The organism is Actinosynnema sp. (genome assembly GCF_052038725.1).
This window is the reverse complement of the sequence record NZ_JBQGCX010000295.1, coordinates 1-1,542: the sequence shown is the minus strand read 5'-3', so window position 1 is coordinate 1,542 and position 1,542 is coordinate 1. Positions and strand designations below refer to the sequence as shown.

At 76.3% G+C, this 1,542-nt stretch carries 1 protein-coding gene; it reads left to right on the top strand.

The window, feature by feature from the left end; translation table 11 throughout:
- Positions 1-1,435: SMI1/KNR4 family protein (locus tag ACTUAL_RS05855; RefSeq protein ID WP_440899524.1), on the top strand; the 1,435-nt coding region annotated here is incomplete at its 5' end.
- Between the last annotated feature and the right edge of the window lie 107 nt (positions 1,436-1,542).

Sequence of the window (1,542 nt, the reverse complement as noted above, 5' to 3'; positions counted from 1 at the left end):
GCAGGCGCTGCTCGCGAGCGGGAACCTGTCCCACCACCCCGCGCGGCCCGGACTGGCGCCCGCGCCAGACCACCGCGAGCTGGCGCAGGCGCTGGAGATCGCGCTGCGCACACCCGGCGAGCGGCGGTGGCTGGTCCTCCGGGTCGTCCTGGACGGCGCGGGCGGCGGGGCGTTCACCCACACCTTCCTGCGGCCTACCGGCGTGCCCGCGACCTTCGCCCTCGACCCCGGCTTCCGCCCTGCGGGCAACCCGGCGCCCGGAATGCCCCGCCCTCCGGCCGCCGCGCCCGACCCCCGCCCCACCGATCCCGAGGTGCTGGAGCGGATCCGGGGGCTGGTGGCCGAGGCCGCCGCCTGCCACCGCGCGATGACCGGCCAGGACGCGGTCTTCGGCGAGCCGCGCACCGAGGCGGACCTGGTCGCCGCCGAGCAGCGCATGGGCCTGCGCCTTCCCGAGGACGTGCGCGCCCTCCACCTGGTCATCGGAGGCGACCCGCACGAGACCGGAATCCTCGGCGACTACGCGCTGCACCCGCTGGAGCGGACCGTCGAGGAGCACCTGCGGGGTGAGCCCGGCTGCTGGGACCACATCCAGGTGGACCTGTTCGACGGCCACGTCCTGCCGGAACCCGAACCGCTGGGCGCGGTCCGCACGCTGACGCGCAACGACTGGTGGGTCGTGATCGCCGCGGACCGCGGCGGCCACGAGTGCGCGGTCGACCTCGATCCGGGCCCGCTCGGCCACCACGGCCAGCTCCTCTCGCACGGCCGGGGCTCGGACGGCGTCGAGCTGATCGCCGAGTCCGCCACCGCCCTGCTGGCCGCCACCGTCGAGACCCACCGCCGGGGCGAGGAGATGAGCTACCCGCACAACCGGCCACCGGAGCGCTTCTGGTTCACCAAGCCGGGCGGCGACCTGGCTACCCGGCTCGCCGCCCTGCCCCAGCCCGAGCTGATCCAGGGCCTGCACCTCAACGACCCGCCCGAGCTGGACCTGACCCTGCTGCGCGCCGTGCCGAACCTGCGGGAGCTGCACGTCAACCGCTCGGGCCCGGTCCGCCTGTGGCTGCCCGAGCACGTGGTGTCCCTGACCCTGGACACCCCGGAGGCCGACCTGGCCGCCCTCGCGGGCCACCCCGCGCTGCGGGACCTGGCCGTGCGCGGCCTGCCGGTCCGGGCAGCGCACCTGGCCGCGCTGCCGGAACTGCTGTTCCTGGACCTCTCGGACGCCGACGTGGTCGACGTGGAGTCGCTGGGGGAGCTGGACGTCCGCGTGCTGACCCTGAACGCCGCCCAGTGGTCGCGCCTGCGAGCCGCGGGCGCCCCGCCACCCCACCTGGCCGTCGCGCGCATCGGCGGACCGCAGACGGTCGAGGACGCGCTGGACTGGGTGAACTGGCTGACGAGCCAGGGGAATCCCGCGCCAACGCGATAGCGCCTCCCCGCTCCCCGCCCCGCGAATCCCGGCCGATCCCGTCGCTGCCATGGTTCCGCGCCCCGGTCGCGCACCGCCCGCCGGACGGCGCGCGACCGGAGGACCCG